General features: G+C 67.6%; 15 protein-coding genes. 9 read left to right on the forward strand and 6 right to left on the reverse strand.

Annotation, left to right across the window (positions count from 1 at the left end; all coding sequences use genetic code 11):
- Nucleotides 1-43 precede the first annotated feature (43 nt).
- The gene (locus JNO53_RS08025) at nt 44-2734 is read right to left on the reverse strand and encodes a valine--tRNA ligase (RefSeq protein WP_203109454.1); all 2691 of its coding nucleotides are present in this window, start codon (nt 2732-2734) and stop codon (nt 44-46) included.
- A gap of 93 nt (nt 2735-2827) precedes the next feature.
- Here JNO53_RS08025 and JNO53_RS08030 point away from each other — a divergent pair, with 93 nt between their 5' ends.
- Genes JNO53_RS08030 through JNO53_RS08045 form a run of 4 tightly spaced genes read left to right on the forward strand, consistent with a single transcriptional unit; the run spans nt 2828 to nt 6397 of the window.
- Entirely contained in the window at nt 2828-3940 is a 1113-nt protein-coding gene (locus JNO53_RS08030) for an ABC transporter permease (RefSeq protein WP_203109456.1), read from the forward strand.
- Between the two features lie 40 nt (nt 3941-3980).
- Nucleotides 3981-4811 carry an ABC transporter ATP-binding protein gene (locus JNO53_RS08035; protein WP_443111170.1) on the forward strand — a complete coding sequence of 277 codons (831 nt, stop codon included), beginning with the start codon at nt 3981-3983 and terminating at the stop codon, nt 4809-4811.
- A 9-nt stretch (nt 4812-4820) separates the two neighbouring features.
- Nucleotides 4821-5780 carry an MlaD family protein gene (locus tag JNO53_RS08040; protein ID WP_203109458.1) on the forward strand — a complete coding sequence of 320 codons (960 nt, stop codon included), beginning with the start codon at nt 4821-4823 and terminating at the stop codon, nt 5778-5780.
- A 26-nt stretch (nt 5781-5806) separates the two neighbouring features.
- Complete coding sequence (locus JNO53_RS08045) at nt 5807-6397, forward strand: ABC-type transport auxiliary lipoprotein family protein (RefSeq protein WP_203109460.1); 591 nt, start codon at nt 5807-5809, stop codon at nt 6395-6397.
- A gap of 27 nt (nt 6398-6424) precedes the next feature.
- Here JNO53_RS08045 and JNO53_RS08050 read toward each other — a convergent pair whose 3' ends face one another.
- From JNO53_RS08050 to crcB, 5 genes are read right to left on the reverse strand one after another with little or no spacing between them, the layout of a single operon-like run.
- Complete coding sequence (locus tag JNO53_RS08050; RefSeq protein WP_203109462.1) at nt 6425-7117, reverse strand: ATP12 family chaperone protein; 693 nt, start codon at nt 7115-7117, stop codon at nt 6425-6427.
- Nucleotides 7114-7320: a hypothetical protein gene (locus JNO53_RS08055; RefSeq protein WP_203109463.1), complete on the reverse strand. Its 207-nt coding sequence runs from the start codon at nt 7318-7320 to the stop codon at nt 7114-7116. Before JNO53_RS08055 ends, JNO53_RS08050 begins: the two co-directional genes overlap by 4 nt.
- Complete coding sequence (locus tag JNO53_RS08060; protein WP_203109756.1) at nt 7317-7964, reverse strand: HAD-IA family hydrolase; 648 nt, start codon at nt 7962-7964, stop codon at nt 7317-7319. Before JNO53_RS08060 ends, JNO53_RS08055 begins: the two co-directional genes overlap by 4 nt.
- Before the next feature lie 2 nt (nt 7965-7966).
- Nucleotides 7967-9082 carry an RluA family pseudouridine synthase gene (locus JNO53_RS08065; protein WP_203109465.1) on the reverse strand — a complete coding sequence of 372 codons (1116 nt, stop codon included), beginning with the start codon at nt 9080-9082 and terminating at the stop codon, nt 7967-7969.
- Nucleotides 9079-9486, reverse strand: coding sequence for a fluoride efflux transporter CrcB (crcB, locus tag JNO53_RS08070; protein WP_203109467.1), 408 nt, complete (start codon nt 9484-9486; stop codon nt 9079-9081). Before crcB ends, JNO53_RS08065 begins: the two co-directional genes overlap by 4 nt.
- 214 nt (nt 9487-9700) lie before the next feature.
- On the opposite strand from crcB, the gene rpsU reads away from it, so the two are divergent.
- The 5 genes from rpsU to gatB all read left to right on the forward strand — a co-directional run bounded on the left by rpsU (nt 9701) and on the right by gatB (nt 14022).
- The gene (rpsU, locus tag JNO53_RS08075) at nt 9701-9907 is read left to right on the forward strand and encodes a 30S ribosomal protein S21 (protein WP_203109758.1); all 207 of its coding nucleotides are present in this window, start codon (nt 9701-9703) and stop codon (nt 9905-9907) included.
- Nucleotides 9908-9991: 84 nt separating this feature from the next.
- Complete coding sequence (locus JNO53_RS08080) at nt 9992-10558, forward strand: FKBP-type peptidyl-prolyl cis-trans isomerase (RefSeq protein ID WP_203109469.1); 567 nt, start codon at nt 9992-9994, stop codon at nt 10556-10558.
- An 84-nt stretch (nt 10559-10642) separates the two neighbouring features.
- Nucleotides 10643-10945 (forward strand): Asp-tRNA(Asn)/Glu-tRNA(Gln) amidotransferase subunit GatC, encoded by a 303-nt coding sequence (gatC, locus tag JNO53_RS08085; protein ID WP_203109471.1) that lies wholly within the window; start codon nt 10643-10645, stop codon nt 10943-10945.
- A complete protein-coding gene (gatA, locus tag JNO53_RS08090; RefSeq protein WP_203109472.1) occupies nt 10945-12429 on the forward strand; it encodes an Asp-tRNA(Asn)/Glu-tRNA(Gln) amidotransferase subunit GatA in 1485 nt (494 codons plus the stop codon). Before gatC ends, gatA begins: the two co-directional genes overlap by 1 nt.
- A 96-nt stretch (nt 12430-12525) precedes the next feature.
- Entirely contained in the window at nt 12526-14022 is a 1497-nt protein-coding gene (gene gatB / locus JNO53_RS08095) for an Asp-tRNA(Asn)/Glu-tRNA(Gln) amidotransferase subunit GatB (RefSeq protein WP_203109473.1), read from the forward strand.
- The last annotated feature ends 799 nt before the right edge of the window (nt 14023-14821 follow it).

Here is a 14821-nt window from a genome sequence, read left to right on the forward strand (position 1 = left end):
CACCACCCCTCGATCCCCTCCTCTGAAGAGGAGGGGAGGACTGTCATCCCAGCCGGTCCAGCGCGGCCTTGAGGCGTTCCGCTTCGGCCGCGTGGTGCGCGTGATCGGCGCGGGCCTTCTCGACCGCTTCGGGTTTCGCGCGCTCGACGAAGTTCAGGTTGGAAAGCCGGCCTTCGAGCGATTTCGCCTCTTTCTCCGACGCCGCGAGCGCCTTGGCAAGACGAGCCTTCTCGGCCTCGACGTCGATCAGCCCTTCCAGCGGGATCACCAGGCTGTCGCCGCCGACGCCGACCTGCAGCGCGGCGCCATGCGGTGCCGTCTCGGCATGGACCGCGGACAGGCGCGCCACGCGGTCGAGCGCTGCCGCGCTGGTCGAGAGGACCTTGCTCGCGATCGCGGACGGCTGCGCGAGCCAGGCTTCCAGCTTCGCGCCGGGCGCCAGACCGATCTCGTTCTTCGCCGCGCGCAGGTTGCGCGTCAGGTCGATCAACCACTCGATTTCGGCCTTGGCCTCGGCATCGATCGCCGCGACAGGCTCGGGCCATTTCGCAAGGATCAGCTCGTACGGCCGCTCACCCTGCGCGTGCCACAGTTCCTCGGTGATGAAGGGCATGAACGGATGCAGCATGACGAGGATCTGGTCGAGCGCCCAGCCGGCGACCGCCCGGGTCTCGTCGTCGATCTGGCCCTTGATCAGCTCGAGATACCAGTCGCAGAACGTGTCCCACACGAAATGGTAGATCGCATTCGCGGCCGCATCGAAGCGCAGGTCCGCCATGGCCTTGTCGAGTGCGGCGAGTGTTTCGACCACTTCGCCGACGATCCACTTGTTGACCGCGCTGGTCGCCTGCGGAGCGGCAATCGACTGCGAACCGCCGATGCCGTTCGCCTGGCAGAAACGCGTCGCATTCCACAGCTTGGTGGCGAAGTTGCGGTATCCCTCGACCCGGCTCTCGTCCATTTTCACGTCGCGGCCCTGGCTCTCCATGGCCGCCATGAAGAAGCGCAGCGCGTCGGCGCCATACTTGTCGATCAGGCCGAGCGGATCGACCACGTTGCCCTTGGACTTGGACATCTTCTGCCCGTCCGCCGCGCGCACGAGCCCGTGGAGATAGAGCCGCTTCCACGGCGCCTCCCCCATCAAATGCATCCCCTGCATGGCCATCCGCGCATCCCAGAAGAACAGGATGTCGAAGCCCGAGATCAACAGGTCGTTGGGATAGTGCTTGGCGAGGAGATCGGTCTGCTCGGGCCAGCCGAGCGTGGCGAAGGGCCAGAGGGCGGACGAGAACCAGGTGTCGAGGACGTCCTCGTCGCGGGTCAGCGCCTTGTTGCCGGCAAGGGCCTGGGCTTCTTCCTCGCTCTCGGCAACGTAGGCCTTGCCGTCCTCGTCGTACCACGCCGGAATCCGGTGCCCCCACCAGAGCTGGCGAGAGACGCACCACGGCTGGATGTTCTCCATCCAGTTGAAGAAGGTCTTCTCCCAGCTCTTCGGCACGATCTCGATCTTGCCCGAACGCACCGCCTCGATCGGCGCCTGCGCGAGCTTTTCGGCATCGACGTACCACTGGTCGGTCAGCCAGGGTTCGATGACCACGCCGCCGCGGTCGCCGAACGGGGTGGCGATCGTGCGCGGTTCGGCGTCGTGCGCCTCGCCGTCCTTGTCGACGTGCGGGATCAGGCGGCCGAGCTCCTTCATCCGTGCGACCACGAGTTCGCGCGCGCCGTCCACCCCGTCCTTGCGGAAACGGTGAAGGCCGAGGAATTCCTCGGGCACCAGGCCGTCGGCGGTCTGGCAGACGTTGCCTTCGGCATCGAGCATGTTGAGCATCTCGGCCGCCGCGATCCCGGCGCGCTTGCCGACCTCGAAATCGTTGAAGTCGTGCCCTGGCGTGATCTTCACCGCGCCCGAGCCGAGCTCCGGATCGGCATGCTCGTCGGCGATCACCTTGAACCGGCGGCCGGTGATCGGCTGGACGATCTCCTGGCCGATCACGCTGGCGTAGCGCTCGTCCGACGGGTGAACCGCCACGGCCATGTCGGCCAGCATGGTTTCCGGTCGGGTGGTCGCGACTTCGATGTAGTCCTGTCCGCTGTCCAGCGTCACACCGTCCGCGAGCGGATACTTGAAGTGCCAGAAATGGCCCTTCACGTCCTGCGTCTCGACCTCGAGGTCGCTGATCGCGGTCTTGAGCTTCGGGTCCCAGTTCACCAGCCGCTTGTCGCGGTAGATCAGGCCCTGGTTGTGGAGATCGACGAAGACCTTGGTCACCGCGCGGGTGAATTCGGGGCTCATCGTGAACTGCTCGCGGCTCCAGTCCATCGAGCAGCCGAGGCGGCGGAGCTGGCGGGTGATCGTGCCGCCGCTTTCCTCCTTCCACTCCCACACTTTCGCGACGAAGTCCTCGCGCGAGTAATTGGTGCGCTTGTCCTGCCGCTTCTCCAGCTCGCGTTCGACGACCATCTGCGTCGCGATGCCCGCGTGATCGGTGCCCACCACCCACAGCGCATCCTTGCCCCGCAGCCGCTCGTAGCGGACCACGATGTCCTGCAGCGTGTTGTCGAGCGCGTGCCCGATGTGGAGGCTGCCGGTCACGTTGGGCGGCGGATTGACGATGGTGAAGGGCTCGGCGTCCGGCCGCTCGGGCCGGAACAGGCCGTGCCCTTCCCAATGCGCGTACCAGCGCGCCTCGATTTCGGTCGGGTCGAAAGTCTTGGAAAGTTCGGTGCTCATAGGTTCGCGGCCTTTGCCAGCGGGTGCGCTGCGGCGCAACACGGCTGATTGCGCGCTTGTAGTGCACACGGTTTGGCCGCATAGGTCGCCGAGATGAAGGATGGGGCGTTCTTCGAGGTCGAGGATGGCGGCGCCGGTGGTGCGCGGCTTGTCCTTTCAGGGCCTTATCTGGTTTCCACGATCGGCGCGGTCGACAGCGACCTGCGATCGATCGAGGGCGATCTCGCCACCGTCGACCTGTCGAACGTCAGCGAAATCGACACGGTCGGGGCGTGGATCGCCAGCAGCCTCGCCAAGCGGCACAATGCGGAGATCATCGGCGCCAGCGAACGCGCGCAGCGTTTGCTGGCGGCTGTCGAACCCGCCGGCGACGGAGCCGACATTCGCGCACCGCGCCTTCCGGTGTGGGAGCGCGTGCCCGAGCGGGTGGGGGAACTGGTCCACGAGTTCGGGCAGGGCGTCGTCGGCATGGTCGGGTTCCTCGGCCAGATCCTGCTCGCGGCGGGAAGCCTGATCCGCCACCCCTCGCGCTTTCGGGGCAAGGCGATGGTGCACCAGCTCGAGCTGGTCGGTGTCTCCTCGCTGCCGATCATCGGCCTGATGAGCTTCCTGATCGGTATCGTGATCGCGCAGCAGGGTGCGGTGCAGCTCGCGCAGTTCGGGGCGGAGACGCTCACCATCAACCTCGTCGGCCGCATCACCTTGCGCGAGCTCGGCGTGCTGATGACGGCGATCATGGTTGCCGGCCGCTCGGGCAGCGCCTTCGCCGCTCAGCTCGGGACGATGAAGCTGACCGAGGAAGTGGACGCGATGCGCACGATCGGCATCTCGCCGATCGAGGCGCTGGTGATCCCGCGTATTCTCGCCGCGGTGTTGATGATGCCGCTGCTGGGCTTCTTCGCCTCGTGTATCGCGATCATCGGCGGCGCCGTGATCGGCGACCTGATGCTGGGCATCCCGTTCCTGACCTTCCTGTCGCGCACCCAGGAAGTGGTGCCGATCTACGACCTCTATGTCGGACTGGCCAAGGCGCCGGTCTTCGGCCTGATCGTGGCGCTGACCGGCTGTTATCAGGGCATGCAGGTCCAGGGGAATTCGGAGGAAGTGGGCCTGAAGACGACCAAGGCGGTGGTCCAGGCGATCTTCATGGTCATCGTGCTCGACGCGTTTTTCGCGGTGTTCTTCACCGAGATCGGCTGGGGCTGACGTGGCCGAGGATCTCGATCAGGAGCTGGAGGAGCGCGGCCTGGGCCGCTACGAGCGCTTTCGCGGCGAGCATCCGATCGTCGTGAAGGGGCTCGTCAACCGCTTCGGCGATCAGACCGTGCACGAGGATCTTTCGCTGACCGTGAACCGGGGCGAGATTCTCGGCGTCGTCGGGGGTTCGGGAACGGGCAAGTCGGTGCTGATGCGCTCGATCATCGGCCTGCAGACTCCGGACGAGGGGGAAGTCGAGGTGTTCGGCCGTTCGATGACCAACGCCGAGCCCGACGAGAACCTCGGCATCCGCAATCGCTGGGGGGTCCTGTTCCAGGGCGGGGCGCTGTTCTCCACGCTGACGGTGGGGGAGAACGTCGAGGTTCCGCTCAAGCAGTTCTACCCCGAGATCGAACCGGACCTGATGCACGAGATCGCGCGCTACAAGGTCATGCTCTCGGGCCTTCCCGAAGACGCGGTGACCAAGTACCCGGCCGAGCTTTCGGGCGGGATGAAGAAGCGCGCAGGGCTGGCGCGGGCGCTCGCGCTCGATCCGGAGCTCCTGTTCCTCGACGAACCGACCGCGGGGCTCGATCCGATCGGCGCCGCGGCGTTCGACCACCTGACGCGCGAGCTCAAGCAGACGCTCGGCCTCACGGTCTTCCTCATCACCCACGATCTCGATACGCTCTACGAGATTTGTGACCGCGTTGCGGTGCTGGCGGACAAGAAGGTGATCGCGGTCGGGACGATCCCCGAACTGCTTGAAACCGATCATCCGTGGATCGAGGAATACTTCAATGGACCGCGCGGCCGTGCCGCCCAGGCGAGCAAGCGCCGGGCCGAGAGCATGGACAAACGCGGGCAAAGCGGGGATTAGGGCAAGCGAATGGAAACGCGCGCAAATCATGTCTGGGTCGGGGCCGTCACGCTGGTGCTGCTGGCCGGGCTTGCGCTGTTCTTCGTCTGGCTCGCCCGGCTCGGGCAGGGGGAGCAGGACGAGTACGACATCTTCTTCAAGCAGTCGGTCGCCGGGCTTGCCAATGGATCGCAGGTCTCGTTCGCCGGCGTCCCGGTGGGGCAGGTCAGCGAGATATCGCTGTGGGAGACCGATCCCCAGTTCGTCCGCGTGCGGGTGAAGGTGAAGAGCGACGTGCCGATCCGCGTCGGCACCACGGCGACGATCCAGGGATCGTTCACCGGCGTCTCGACGATCCTGCTCGACGGCGCGCGCCGGGATGCGCCGCCGATCACTTGCGAGGAGGGGCCGGGCAACACCGCGTGCCCCGAAGACGTGCCGGTGATCCCGACCAAGCCGGGCGGCCTCGGCGAACTGCTTGCCAACGCGCCGCTGCTGCTGGAGCGGCTCGCCACGCTTACCGAGCGGCTGACGATGCTGCTGTCGGACGAGAACCAGGGCGAGATCGCCGGCATCCTGCGCAACACCAACCAGATCACCGCCGATCTCGCGCAGACGGCGCCCGAAGTGCAGCGCACGCTGGCCGAACTCCAAGTGACCTTGCGCGAATCGAGCGAGGCACTGGATTCGTTCGAGAAAGTGATGGGATCGGCCGATCAGTTGCTCAATCAGGAAGGGCAGGGGCTGGCGGATCAGCTGCGCAAGACGCTCCAGTCCGCCGACAGCGCCGCGCAGGCGCTCAGCACCACGTTGACCGAAGTGCAGCCGGCGGCCCGTCAGCTCAACGAGAGCACTCTGCCGGCGGCCGAGGCGGCGATGCAGGACCTGCGCGCGACCAGCAAGGCGCTGCGCAATGTGACCGAAAAGATCGAGACGCAGGGCGCCGGCTCGCTGATCGGCGGGCAGAAGCTGCCCGATTACGAGCCATGACGGCCGCGAAGAGACAGGGGAACGCGATGCGCGCGACAGCCATCAGGACATTTCCGGCGCTGGCGGCGCTCGCCGTGCTCGCCGGCTGCGTGAGCTTCGGCAAGGAGCCGCCCGAAAGCCTGCTGACGTTGACTCCCACGGCGGAGGCGCCAGCCGGCTCGGGCACGACCGGTAGCCAGGCGGGAGCGCTCGCGGTCCTCGTTCCCGACGCGCCCGCACGGCTCGACGTCGTGCGCGTGCCGGTGCAGGTGGACGATGCCAACATCGCCTACCTCAAGGATGCGGTCTGGGTGGACAAGCCGGCGCGGCTGTTTCGCGGACTGCTCGCCGAAACGATCCGCACGCGCAGCAACCGGGTGGTGATCGATTCCGACGACCCGGCGCTCACGCCGAAGACACAGCTTCGCGGCGTGCTGCGCGATTTCGGCTACGACGCGCGAACGTCCTCGGTCGTCGTGCGGTTCGACGCGATCCGCGAGGCGGAAGGCGACGGGATCGAGACGCGGCGCTTCGAAAGCGTGGTTCCGGGCGTGGCGGCCGAGGCTGGACCTGTGGGCGAAGCGCTCAACAGCGCGGCGAACGACGTTGCCGGGCAGGTCGCCGAATGGATCGGCTGACCCAGCGGCAGGCCTGACCCGATCGAACTAGACCAAGAGTTTCACGAAGCGGAACGCTTCCAGGAACTCCGCCTTCCGCTTGTCCAGCCGCGCCTCGGCTTCGGCATCCCGGCCCCATAGTTCCGTCTGCCATTCTTCTTCGAGGTGAGCAGCGGACCACAGCGCGTCGGCATCGGCGTTTGCTTCCAGCGCCTCGAGCGCAATGCACAGCGAGGCGCAGAGCGAGGCCATCGTCTGCAGGGCGGCGAGCGTGAAGTCGTCGAGCGTGCCGAGCCGCGTGCGCAAGGCGTCGAGGCTGGCCTGCGGCTGCGGCCGGTGGATCACTCCGCTCACGCGGTCGAGCCGGATACCCTCGCGCGCTTCCAGCGCAGTCACCAGCGGCTCCCAGATCTCGTGCTGGCGGCGATAGAGCGGCTCGTCGGGATCGGCGCGGTAGCAGAGCGTATCGGTCTCGGCGAAAGCCATCAGCTTGCCGATCGCCGCAGCACGATCCGCACGCACCACGTCGATCGCATAGTCGGCCATGTCGCGCTGCGGGAACGTGTGCGGATCGATCTCGTCGCCCTGCTGCGACCACTCCGACGCGAGGGCTTCGGCAAGTGCGCGCGTCGGCACGATCTGCGGCGCGCCGAGTGCGGTCTTGATGGCGCGGCCGTCGAGCGCAACGCGCCATCCGCCCTCGGCTTCCACGACTGCAACCTCGCGGTAGAAGCGCTTCATTCCTTCGGGCTCCGCCAGCGCCGCGCGAGAACGGTGGGCATGACGAAGAAGCCGGCCAGCCCGGCGACGAGGAGTACATAGCCGAGCGCGTCGGGCAGCTCGAGAACGCGCCGCACGACGAGGATGCCGAGCAGGATCAGCGCGACGCTGGCGAAACGGACCGCGACGATCGCGAAATAGCGGGACTGCGCAGGATCGTTCACGACAGCAGGTCTCCCAGTTCGGCCGGAGTGGCGACGACGTGCTCGGCGCCCGCTTCGCGCAGCTCGCTCTCCGTATGATAACCCCAGGCGACGCCGATCGCGCGCACGCCTGCGGCGCGGGCCATCTCCATGTCGAACGTCGTGTCGCCGATCATCACCGCGTCGGCCGGCTCCGCACCCGCGTCGACCAGCGCCGCCTCGAGCATCGCGGGATGCGGCTTCGAGGGATGGCGGTCTGCGGTCTGGAGCGTGACGAAATGGTCGGCGAGGCCGTGGGCGGCGAGGCAACTCGCGAGCCCCCGGTCGGATTTGCCGGTCGCGACGCCGAGCGTCCAGCCGGCCTCCGCAAGACGCACGAGAACCTCGGCGATGCCGGCGAACAGCGGCTCCTCCAGCGTCCCGTCGAGCCGGCAGGCACGGAATGCCTCCTTGTAGGCGTCGACGGCGTGGCGGTGCAGCGCATCGTCGGCGTCGGGTGCGAGTAGGCGGATCGCCTGCGGCAGGCTCAGCCCAACGATGCGGCGCACGTCGTGCCGGTCCGGGGCAGGCAGGCCCGCACTGGCGAAGGCCGTTTCCATCGAACTGCAGATCGCCGCCTGACCATCGACGAGCGTGCCGTCGCAGTCGAAGATCGCGAGCCGCACCGTCACTTGCGCATGCCTCCGCCCTTGGGCTTCGGAGCCGCGCCGCGCGACCGGCGTTCGCCGCGACGCCCCCGGCGGTACTGCTTGGCGTAGGCACGGGCCGCCTGCTTCTTCTCAGCGGGCGTGCGCTCGTTCGATTCCTCTCGCAGGGGCTCGGCGTTGCTGAGCGCCGGGTCGAAGCCGAGCTGCTCCATGCTCGCCGCGAAATGCTCGGGCAGGTCGGCCGTCACGTCGAGCTTGCCGCCCTCCGGCTGCTCGATGATCAGGCGCCGCGCATGGAGATGCATCTTGCGGCTTACGCTACCGGTCAGGAAGGCGTCCTGCCCGCCGTACTTGCCGTCGCCGAGAATCGGATGCCCGATCGCGGCCATATGGACGCGGAGCTGGTGCGTGCGCCCGGTCATCGGCTCCAGTTCGACCCAGGCGGCCCTCTTCGCGGCCTTGTCGACCACGCGGTAGCGCGTGACGGCGCGCTGGCCGTTCTCCTCGTCGACATGCATCTTCTCGCCCCCGGTGCCGGGCTGCTTCGCCAGCGGCGCGTCGATCGTGCCTTCGGGAACGTCGGGAACGCCGATGACCAGCGCCCAGTAGACCTTCTTCGCGCTGCGGCCGGAGAAGCGGCGGGAGTACGATGCCGCGCTCCCCGGAGTGCGCGCCACGAGCAGCACACCGCTAGTGTCCTTGTCGAGCCGGTGCACGAGGCGCGGGCGCGGATCGTCCTCGCCCGGCGCGAAGGCGTCGAGAAGCCCGTCGACGTGGCGGTGCGTCTTGGTGCCGCCTTGCGTCGCGAGGCCGGGCGGCTTGTTGAGCACGATCGCGGAGCGCGTCTGCGCGATGACCATGGCCTGTGCTTCGGCGATCTCTTCCGCCGTCAGTTCGCGCTTCGTCACCTGCTTGCGGTGCGGCGCCTCACCGCCCGGAGGGACCCGCACGATCTGTCCGGCGGCGAGCCGGTCCTCGGGCTTCGCGCGCCCGCCGTCCACGCGAATCTGGCCGGTGCGCGCCCACTTGGAAATCGTCGCGAAGCCGATCTGCGGCAGGTGCCGCTTGAACCAGCGGTCGAGTCGCACCCCGTCGTCGTCGGGCTGGACGGTGAACTGGCGGACCGAATCGCTCATGCTGCGATCCGCATGGCGATGAGGCCGATGTAGAGCCCGGTGAGGCCGGCGAGCACGGAAATCAGCGCGTAGCTCACCGCCAGCCACGGCTGCCCGCGCTCGATCAGCAGCATGAGCTCGAGGCTGAAGGCGGAGAAAGTCGTGAAGCCGCCCAGCAGGCCCACGCCGATCAGCAGACGCCACTGCTCGCCCGCATCGCCGTGCCGTGCCAGCCAGCCGGCGAGCAGGCCCATGGCGCAGCTCCCGATGACATTGACCGCCAGCGTAGCCCAGGGAAAGGCCATGACGGCTTGCGGCCCGAGCAGGTGCGTGAGAAGGCGGCCCGCCTGATAGCGCAGCAGCGCTCCCGCCCCGCCTCCGGCGAAGACGTAGAACGAAGCGGTGAGGGGGGAGACAGCGGACATGGTTCGGCCCTTAGACTGCATTCGCGGGTTCGTCATCCCGCAGCACGTTTGCGATGCCCGGGCGGCGTCCCGGCTTGCCAATCGGTGCGAGTTCGCTTATGCGCGCCCCGGTTCGAGCCGATCCGGAACGGATTCGGCGCACTTTTCGTTGATTTCGAAAGGCGCGCCCCGCGCTGTGCGGGCTTCGCGCCTTTGCTGTGAGGTATTTGAATTTATGCAGATCATCGTTCGCGATAACAACGTCGACCAGGCCCTGCGCGCGCTCAAGAAGAAGCTGCAGCGCGAGGGTGTGTATCGCGAAATGAAGCTGCGTCGCCACTACGAGAAGCCGAGCGAGAAGCGCGCCCGCGAAAAGGCCGCCGCCGTCCGCCGCGCCCGCAAGCTGGAGCGCAAGCGGCTGGAACGCGACGGCGCGAAATAACGCCGGAACGCTTGAAGACGTCACAGCGATAAGCCATCAGGGCGCGGGCCGATCCCCGCGCCCTTTTGCATTCAGGAATCGACAATGGCCGAAGTCACCCGCGTCCCCCTCCAGCCGATCGCGAAAGGTTCGCTGACCAAGCTCTGGCTCGGCGTTGCCGCTGCGGTGCTGCTTGCCGCGGGAATCGCCTGGGCGACCGTGCCGCAAGGCGTGGACGTGGAGGAAGTGCGCGCGGGCACCGGCCCGACCGCGCAAGTCGGTGACGTGGTGTTCGTGAAGTACACCGGCAAGCTCGCCGACGGCACGGTGTTCGACCAGTCGCAGTCGCTGCCGCTTCCCCCGGGGCTCCTGCCCGACGGCAATCCGTTCCCGATCGAGGAAGGCGCGACGATTCCCGGCTTCGAGCAAGGGCTGCAGCAGATGCAGAAGGGCGGCAAGTACGTGCTCGAGATCCCGGCGGATCTCGCTTACGGCGATGCGCCGCCGCCGGGTTCGGGCATTCCCGCGGGCGCCGATCTGATCTTCGACATGGAAGTGACCGAGATCATGAGCCGCGAGGACTTCCAGCGCCGCGTCGCGATGGTCCAGCAAATGATGCAGATGCAGCAGCAACAGCAGATGCCGGAAGGCGCGCCGCAACCGGGGCAATGAGGCGCGCTGCCGCCGCTTGAACGCCCGGAGGCGCGCTGCTAGCGCCGCTCGCGACAATTCACCTCCCAACGAAGGGCAATTCTCATGTCCGTCGACCAGACCACCGTGGCGAAGATCGCCTCGCTGGCCCGCATCAAGATGAGCGAGGACGAGCTCGCGCGCATGGCGCCCGAGCTCTCGCAGATCCTCGACTGGGTCGAGCAGCTCGGCGAGGTCGATACCTCGCAGGTCGAGCCGATGACCGCCGTCATCCCCAACACCCTGCGCCTGCGCGACGACGTGATCGACGCCGACCCGCTGACCGGCGGCGACAAGCGCGATGCGGTGCTGGCCAACGCGCCCGCGGCCGAGCACGGCTTCTTCGGCGTGCCCAAGGTGATCGAATAATGACCGAACTGACCGAACTCGGCGTCAAGGCGATCCGCGACGGGGTCGCCGCAGGCGACTTCACCGCGCGCGAAGTCGCCGAAGCGCACAACGCCGCCGTGGCCGCCGCGGGCGAGCTCAACGCCTTCATCGTCACCACGCCCGACCACGCACTGGCCGCCGCGGAGCGGGTCGATGCCGATCGCGCGGCGGGCAAGCAGCTCGGCGCGATGGCCGGCGTGCCGATCGGGATGAAGGACCTGTTCGCCACCAAGGGCGTCCAGACCACCGCGGCGAGCCACATCCTCGAAGGCTTCACGCCCGAGTACGAGAGCACCGTTTCGCAGAACCTGTGGAACGCGGGCGCGGGCATGCTGGGCAAGCTCAACCTCGACCAGTTCGCAATGGGCTCCTCCAACGAGACCAGCTACTTCGGCAACGTGATCAGCCCGTGGCGGCACAAGGACGGCGGCAATGCCGACCTCGCGCCGGGCGGATCGTCGGGCGGCTCCTCGGCGGTAGTGGCAGCGCGGATCGCGCCGGCGGCGACGGGCACCGACACGGGCGGCTCGATCCGCCAGCCGGCCGCCTTCACGGGCATCTGCGGAATCAAGCCGACCTACGGCCGTTGCAGCCGCTGGGGCGTCGTCGCCTTCGCCTCCAGTCTCGACCAAGCCGGGCCGATGGCGCGCAGCGTCGAGGATTGCGCGGTGATGCTCGGCGCGATGGCGGGGTTCGATCCGAAGGACTCGACTTCGCTCGACCTGCCGGTGCCCGAGTGGGAGGCGAACCTCTCGGCCGATCTGCGCGGCAAGAAAGTCGGCATCCCGAAGGAATACCGGATGGAGGGGACCGACCCCGAGATCCTGGAAAGCTGGGAGCGCGGCAAGGAATGGCTGCGCGACGCGGGCGCCGAGGTGGTCGACATCAGTCTGCCGCACACGAAATATGCGCTGCCGGCCTACTACATCATCGCGCCGGCAGAGGCCTCGAGCAATCTCGCCCGCTATGACGGGGTCCGCTACGGCCTGCGCGATCTGCCCGACGGGGCGGGGCTGCAGGACATGTACGCCGCCACCCGCGCCGAGGGCTTCGGCGACGAGGTCAAGCGCCGCATCCTGATCGGCACCTACGTGCTCTCGGCGGGTTTCTACGACGCCTACTACAACCAGGCGCAGCGGGTCCGCACGCTGATCGCGCGCGATTTCGAGAAGGCCTGGGCACAGTGCGACGTGATCCTCGCGCCGACGACGCCGACCGCGGCCTTCGCGCTGGGCGACAAGATGGACGATCCGCTGGCGATGTACCTGAACGACGTCTTCGCCGTTCCCGCGAGCCTCGCCGGGCTGCCGGCGATGAGCGTGCCGGCCATGCTCAACGGCGACGGCCTGCCGCTCGGCCTCCAGCTCATCGGCAAGGCCTTCGACGAGCAGGGCGTACTGAACGCCGGCCTCGCGATCCAGCAGCGTGCGGGCTTCGACGCGAAGCCGGAGAAGTGGTGGTAAACATCGTCACCCCAGCGCAAGCTGGGGTCGCGGGCCGCTTGGTCCGACGGTTTGGATAGCGATCCCAGCTTTCGCTGGGATGACGGGAATGAGAGAATGAGCACATATCGCATCCAGGGCGCGACGGGCGAGTGGGAGGTCGTGATCGGCCTCGAGGTCCATGCGCAGGTCACCTCGAACGCCAAGCTGTTCTCGGGCGCCTCCACCGCGTTCGGGGCGGAGCCGAACACGCAGGTGAGCCTGATCGACGCGGCGATGCCGGGCATGCTGCCGGTGCCGAACCGCGAGTGCATCCGGCAGGCGGTGCGCACGGGCATGGCGATCGAGGCGACGATCAATGCGTGGAGCCGGTTCGACCGCAAGAACTACTTCTACGCCGACCTTCCGCAGGGCTATCAGATCAGCCAGCTCTACCATCCGCTGGTGGGCGAGGGTTCGCTGACGATCGAGGCGGACGAGAAGGCCGGCATTCCGCAGGACAAGGTCATCGGCATCGAGCGCATCCATGTCGAGCAGGACGCGGGCAAGCTGATGCACGATCAGCACCCGACGATGAGCTACGTCGACCTCAACCGCTGCGGCGTGGCGCTGATGGAGATCGTCTCGCGCCCCGACATGCGCTCGCCCGCCGAGGCCGGGGCCTATGTCCGCAAGCTGCGCACGATCCTGCGTTATGTCGGGTCGTGCGACGGCAACATGGAGGAAGGTTCCATGCGCGCCGACGTGAACGTCTCGGTGCGCCGGCCGGGCGAGGAGTTCGGCACCCGTACCGAGACGAAGAACGTCAACTCGGTGCGCTTCGTCATGCAGACGATCGAGCACGAGGCGCGCCGTCAGGTCGATCTGATCGAGGATGGCGGCACCGTGGTGCAGGAAACGCGCCTGTTCGATCCGAACACCGGCACCACGCGCTCCATGCGGAGCAAGGAAGACGCGCACGACTATCGCTACTTCCCCGATCCCGACCTGCTGCCGCTCGAACTCGACGACGCGTTTCTCGAGGAATGCCGGGCCTCGCTGCCCGAGCTGCCCGATGCCAAGCGCCGCCGCTATGTCGAGGAACTGGGGCTGTCGGACTACAACGCGGCGGTTCTGACGGCCGAGGTCGAGACTTTCGCCCGGTTCGAGACGCTGCTGGCAGAGACCGCCAAGCGGCTCGGCAAGAGCGAGAAGGATGCCGCCACGCAGGTCGCCAACTGGTCGCTGTCGGTCGCGCCGGGCGTGATGAATGCGCTGGGCGACGAGGCGAATCCCGCGCACGCCACGGCCGAGGCACAGGCCGCGATCCTGCAGATGCAGGCCGCGGGCGAGATCTCGGGCGGGCAGGCGAAGGAGATCTTCGAGATCGTCCTCAGGACCGGCCGCGAACCGGCCGAGATTGCCGAGACCGAAGGCCTCAAGCAGCAGAGCGACACCGGCGCGATCGAGGCCGAGATCGACAAGGTCCTCGCCGCCAACGCCGACAAGGTCGAGGAATACCGCGGCGGCAAGGACAAGCTGTTCGGCTTCTTCGTTGGCCAGACGATGAAGGCCATGCAGGGCAAGGCCAACCCGGCGGTGGTGAATGAACTGCTGAAGGCGAAGCTGGGCTGAGCTGCCTCGGCCATAGCCACGTGAGAATTCGGAACCGTTCGTCCTGAAGTCCTGAGCTTGTGGAAGGATTGAAGGGCCGCGCCGTGGGCAGCCTGAGGCCTCCGCCTTCGCGGAGGCTCGCAACAGAACATATATCTCCATCCCAGCGAAAGCTGGGATCGCTCTCGGCGAGGCCGTACGGTGCTGCACGCGATCCCAGCTTTCGCTGGGATGACGATAAGGTGAGGGAGGAGGGTAGGGCGGCGGGCGGCTGTGGCACGCTGCATGAGGACGGTCGGCACAAGCACCCCGCTTCAGTCCCCGTCCACGCCTCCCCCACCTCCATCCTCTTGACAAAACGAACCATATTGGTTACATGGCCACCGCCTGGTGGACCTCAACGCCAGGCAACGAGGATCGGGGCGAGCGCCAGGTCGACGGCGCCTTCGTCTCTCTTCCGCGACCGGGCGGCTCTCGGGCTTGGCCGGTGGCGGCGCGGCCGGTGCGGCTGGCGTGCGATGCATTGGCTTCGGGTGTTGTTTACCCCCAGAGGAGCCGGAAGCTCGCTCCCTTCCGCCGGAAGCCGGGATACGGATGTTCGTGGGTGCCATGCGCTGTCCCTTCGAGCCTCGGCATTGGCCCGAGGTCTCCCGGGCGGCCCCCGCACACCGCGCGCTGGCGTGGCGGATCAGCCACGGGGCATGGGCGGACTTCTCGCGAGTCCCGGCCGCCTGCGCCCGCCGGTCCCGGACCCACGGGATGGAACCGGGCCCGCGCGCGGCGGCGGCGGGCAAGCGGAGCGAGCGCGGCGAACCTCACG

It is taken from the genome of Altererythrobacter sp. C41 (assembly GCF_016803135.1).
Taxonomy (GTDB): Bacteria; Pseudomonadota; Alphaproteobacteria; order Sphingomonadales; family Sphingomonadaceae; genus Pelagerythrobacter.

Coding starts and splice junctions, on each gene's coding strand:
- JNO53_RS08025 (WP_203109454.1), bottom strand. CDS start 2,734: ATGAGCACCGAACTTTCCAAGACTTTCGACCCGACCGAAATCGAGGCG.
- JNO53_RS08030 (WP_203109456.1), top strand. CDS start 2,828: ATGAAGGATGGGGCGTTCTTCGAGGTCGAGGATGGCGGCGCCGGTGGT.
- JNO53_RS08040 (WP_203109458.1), top strand. CDS start 4,821: ATGGAAACGCGCGCAAATCATGTCTGGGTCGGGGCCGTCACGCTGGTG.
- JNO53_RS08045 (WP_203109460.1), top strand. CDS start 5,807: ATGCGCGCGACAGCCATCAGGACATTTCCGGCGCTGGCGGCGCTCGCC.
- JNO53_RS08050 (WP_203109462.1), bottom strand. CDS start 7,117: ATGAAGCGCTTCTACCGCGAGGTTGCAGTCGTGGAAGCCGAGGGCGGA.
- JNO53_RS08065 (WP_203109465.1), bottom strand. CDS start 9,082: ATGAGCGATTCGGTCCGCCAGTTCACCGTCCAGCCCGACGACGACGGG.
- crcB (WP_203109467.1), bottom strand. CDS start 9,486: ATGTCCGCTGTCTCCCCCCTCACCGCTTCGTTCTACGTCTTCGCCGGA.
- rpsU (WP_203109758.1), top strand. CDS start 9,701: ATGCAGATCATCGTTCGCGATAACAACGTCGACCAGGCCCTGCGCGCG.
- JNO53_RS08080 (WP_203109469.1), top strand. CDS start 9,992: ATGGCCGAAGTCACCCGCGTCCCCCTCCAGCCGATCGCGAAAGGTTCG.
- gatC (WP_203109471.1), top strand. CDS start 10,643: ATGTCCGTCGACCAGACCACCGTGGCGAAGATCGCCTCGCTGGCCCGC.
- gatA (WP_203109472.1), top strand. CDS start 10,945: ATGACCGAACTGACCGAACTCGGCGTCAAGGCGATCCGCGACGGGGTC.
- gatB (WP_203109473.1), top strand. CDS start 12,526: ATGAGCACATATCGCATCCAGGGCGCGACGGGCGAGTGGGAGGTCGTG.